Here is a 4,706-nt window from a genome sequence, read left to right on the forward strand (position 1 = left end):
AACTTAAATCACAGTGGTTATGGGATATTTCTTTAGTGGTACATTAAGCTGGCAAAAGGTGGTACATTCTTTGGCAAACAGTGGTAAGAAAGTTGGCATCAGTGGTACAAATGTGTGGCAGTAGTCACATGTGAGAGGTAAACAAGAAGTACATAATGATATAGGTATCATGCTTATGAGCATGAATTTAACAAAATTAGCAATCGAAGCAAGAAGACAAGCAGAAGCTTCTCGGAGTTCTTCAATCAAAAATATAAAATGCGATGAACCAATCAGAATTCTGATTGGTTCATCGCATTTTTATTATTTAGGGCGACTTAATTCCCAGCCCCAATATAATAATGTTATTGAGGTATTGTCACGCTGTACTTTAGCTAGCTATTCGATGTATCTTTATGGCACTTTCCAAAGCATTAACCAAATAATGAAGCTCTTTTGGAGCAGAAGACATGAAAAAAGCACATCTCAACCTGTTCCCGTGATTAACTAGCTCAAGCTTTAAAAAAATAAAATCAAAACTTTCCTCATTATAAATTGAATTGGTTTTGATTTTACTTTTTTTATTCAGACAATTTAATATTTGATAAACAGCTGGCCATTTTATTAGTAAAGATGGCACTAAAAAGAAAACTAACAATAATTATTCCTTTGTAAATTATTATTGTATATCATCAAGCTGAATTATCTTATCAATGTATGCTTCAGTGTCCTGATTTATATTATGTGAAATCATGATAACCATTAATTCTGGATCTTGTAATATAGTTGATTCAATCAGTTTTTTATTGCGTTCATCTAATGCTGAGGTTGCTTCATCAATTAATAAAATTCTAGGTTTCCTCAATAGTCCTCTCGCTATGGCAAGTCGTTGCTTTTGTCCTCCTGAAAAATTTTTCCCCCCCTCTGTGACCATATAATCGAGTCCTTCGTCATTACTACAAACAAAATTGTAAGCGTTAACTCTCTCTAAAACTTCTATGATCTCTTCCTCACTGTATTCTTCTCCTAAAGTAAGGTTTTCTTTAATTGTTCCCGTGAATAGGGTTGATGTTTGATCTAAATAAACAACTTGATTCCATACATCAGGTAAATTTAATTCTTTTAAGGGAAAGTTATTATAAAATATTTTTCCACTATAACTTTCATAGAGACCTGCAATACATTTCAATAAAGTAGATTTACCAGAACCACTTTCTCCAATGATTACATATTTATTAGGAAATTCAAAAGTTAAATTAATATCATTAAATATACTCATGTTTTCATCATAATTAAAAGATAATTTTCCAGATTTAATACTTTGTATTTGATCGGTCAAGGCTACTGAGGCTGTGTTATAATCTTGTTCATTTAGCCAATCAAATTCAGATAATTTATTTGTTATTGGTTTAGAAGAATTGTACGTCACAATATCATTAAAAACTCCTAAAGAAGAGCTAAAGAAAACTCCTACTAAATTAGCTATTGATAGAATTGCTCCTGGATAAACGGCATTATTTATGACTAAATAGACTGTAAACATCAAAGTTCCAATTTGAAATAGAATATTAATTGCCGAATTTATTCTCATAATTAAGTCTTTTATAAACTGAAATTTCAACTTATCTTGCTCTAAATTATTAGATTCATTGTTTATTCTATCTCTAAATTTTTTCATTAAATTATTGGTTTTAAAAACGATATAATTGGAGAATGTTTCATTTAAAATTCCTACAAAAGCTTCTTGTCGGTTTGACACATTATTTGAATATTTTCCAATTATTGGTTTTGTTATATTCGGAATTATAAGCATTATAAAGGTTGATGCTATTGTAAAATAGGCTAAGTATGAATGCATCGATGTTATTGCTATGAACGAAAATAGCATTTTTAGCATATTCCCCATTAATGAAAAAATGCTTAGTAAAGCACTCTCATCAAAACGTTCAATGTCATTAGTCAGCCTAGATATATAATACCCTGTATTATTTCTAGTATAATCTCTGTACTTTAAATTTGAAATATCATGGGTGTAAGTCTTCCTTATATCAACATTAATAACTTTTAGAGTGTATGCAATCATACAATCTAGTATATAATTAATAGCAATTGACAATATCCAAATAGAAATAATGAAGAAACTATTTCGAAACAACAGTTGAAACGAAGTTTGTTCTAAGCTCTCATATAGTAACCCAAGAGAATAACCTGCATAAACACTTGAAGCAGAAGAACAAACCGTTAAAATCAAAATAATTATTAAATAAATAGGGTGTTTTCTAAAAATTTTCACAGTACTATCCGCTCCTCGGTATTGTCTATAAAAAATAAAGGATTTATTTTTCTATTATTTATAATTCGATCAATAATTAATAACACTCCAGCAGATCCTTCTGCTATATCAAAACAAAGATAATTTAAAGTTCGATTGGGTAATTCCCACTTATTATTATTTTTCACAGCATAACGTAAACATTCCCGTAAAAGATTTACCGATTCTTCATAATAACTAGCCTCATTTAAAAATAAGTAGCAGTCATATAATGCATTAGCAATCCCTGCTAAACCTCTGAATAGAGAAGGAGAGGTATGATGTTTTATCAATAAAGTATCTGCAATTCTTCTACACTGTTCCTTATAGTCTTCTTTTCCTGTAACTTTATAATATCTCGCAAGAACTGTTAAGATACCCGCGCTTCCATCAATAAAATATGGCGACAAAAAATCATTACTATCAGCTTCAGTAGAGAGAAGTAACGCACCAGACTTATGATGGTATATATACTCCATATCATACTCTAGAAAAAACTCACCCATATATAAATACTTTTCATAGTTTGTGACCTTATATATCTCTAAAAGAAATAATGAAATTCCTGCTCTTCCTTTTTTAAAGCCTATATCAGAACATAAATCTATATTTCTTATAATATAATCAGCGATTTTAATTGAATTTTTCTTATAATGTCTTTTTCCGGTTTTATTATAAAAATATATATTAGCTAATCCAATTCCTGCTAAACCAGAGTATAAAGATAAATTTGAACTTTCAGTTACTGTAGAAGGGAAAATTTTTTCTGCATCTTTTAAAAAGCCCATTTCTGATAGCTTCCAAGCAATGCCACTTCTTCCGGTGTATAAACCTTCAGGGCAATACTTACTCTCACTAATGACAGTTTCAATATCTTGCATATCGTTACTACTTACTTCATTCATTTTAAATTTTGTGTAAGCAATACCTAAAAGACCATTACTAAAATTGTAAAGGTTATCAATAATATCTGAAGTAGAATATACATCTGACAATGATTTTTCTCTATAACTATTTATCCCATTTAATAAAGGTTTTACTGAGTATTTTACTTCATCAATTTTTTTCTTTAAAGAGGTATTGTTTTCAATTACATTAATTTCCAACTCATTAAGAATTTCCTTTATTTCAGATAGGTTTTCTTTTATCTCTTTAGTCGATGGTCGATTAGCATGGTCCGCATCAATTAAACTATAAATTAATTCTTTCAATTCAATAGGAAAAGTATAATTTGAAAAGAGTTGCTGTATAACATCCTCTATTTTGCTTTCATCTAATAAGTACAAGCGGTTTCGGTTAATCAGACAACTTAATAAAAGAAGTCCAATGGAATAGATATCTGACTGGAAGAAATTATTACTAGTAATTTCTTCTGTATATTCAAACGTTTGTGATGCTAAATTAATTTCATTTATATTTATACTACTCTCAAGATCAATCAAATAAACTTTATGGTCTTCAGTAATCATTACATTGTTTGGAGATAAGTCTCCATATATGTATCCATAATCATGGATACATTCTAATATGTCTGTTATCTGTATAAATATATCACAAATTTTTATTAAATATTCATTCCATTTTTTTCCATTAAAGTCAACATCTAGAATTGGTGTTTCATCCATGTAAAAATTGTAGAGTGTTTTACCATCAATAAATTCTTCAACTAAAAAATAATGCTCCCACTGTTTATAAAAATCAAGAGCTTTAGGAACATTAGTATGCTTAGAGAAAAAACTCAACAGATTATATTCTGATTTTAGTCGATCAGTCCCCATAATGCCATTTGGAAAATAGTTAATATAGGGGCGCGCTTCTTTTATAATCACATTTTCTCCATTAATATCCTCAGCTAAATACACCCCACCCAAACTTGAAAATTTTAGAGCTTTTTTAAAAACATAATCATTAGGGCTTTCTTGTTCATTGCTAGCCTTATAAGATATGATTTCATCCTGACCTTTTGGAGGAGAATAATATGCCAATCTGTTATCTATAATATATTCATTGTCGCTATCTAATATTAAGTATTCTTTTTTTCTTTCATCATCATATCTGATTATTTCTTTAAAGCCTCCATACCTATAATATAAAACGGCACAATCTTTATATCTCCTATCACTTAATACATATGGCCCTTCAAAATCTTTTAATTTAAAATAAAGTATTTCAAGTAACTCTATAAATTGTTCTTCATTATTCGGGTAAATAGTAATAAACTTCCCAGCACCCACTCTTGAGAAATTCTTTTTATACATTATATTTAATAGTTCAGTATTTTTTACATATCGCCGATTGTAAAATTAAGCTAGACAACTAAAACAGCCATTTGTGGTACACTCAACTTGTAATTCCGACCAAAGAATACAAAGGAGTGACCACAAATGACCTACACCCATCTTACCACGGATGAACT

At 29.4% G+C, this 4,706-nt stretch carries 3 protein-coding genes and 1 pseudogene; 1 reads left to right on the top strand and 3 read right to left on the bottom strand.

The features are described 5' to 3' along the window. Nucleotides 1-130: 130 nt before the first annotated feature. Entirely contained in the window at nt 131-490 is a 360-nt protein-coding gene (locus FEZ33_RS11865) for a hypothetical protein (RefSeq protein ID WP_138405578.1), read from the top strand. 168 nt (nt 491-658) lie between these two features. On the opposite strand, the gene FEZ33_RS11870 is transcribed toward FEZ33_RS11865, so the two are convergent. The 3 genes and pseudogenes from FEZ33_RS11870 to FEZ33_RS13100 all read right to left on the bottom strand — a co-directional run. Then, entirely contained in the window at nt 659-2,272 is a 1,614-nt protein-coding gene (locus tag FEZ33_RS11870) for an ATP-binding cassette domain-containing protein (protein ID WP_138405579.1), read from the bottom strand. Beyond that, nucleotides 2,269-4,068 carry a lanthionine synthetase LanC family protein gene (locus FEZ33_RS11875; protein ID WP_500139283.1) on the bottom strand — a complete coding sequence of 600 codons (1,800 nt, stop codon included), beginning with the start codon at nt 4,066-4,068 and terminating at the stop codon, nt 2,269-2,271. The genes FEZ33_RS11870 and FEZ33_RS11875 overlap by 4 nt, the downstream gene beginning before the upstream one ends. Before the next feature lie 192 nt (nt 4,069-4,260). After that, a pseudogene (locus tag FEZ33_RS13100) lies at nt 4,261-4,566 on the bottom strand (class III lanthionine synthetase LanKC N-terminal domain-containing protein); the annotation flags it as partial. Nucleotides 4,567-4,706 lie beyond the last annotated feature (140 nt).

It is taken from the genome of Ruoffia tabacinasalis (assembly GCF_005864045.1).
Classification (GTDB): domain Bacteria; phylum Bacillota; class Bacilli; order Lactobacillales; family Aerococcaceae; genus Ruoffia; species Ruoffia tabacinasalis.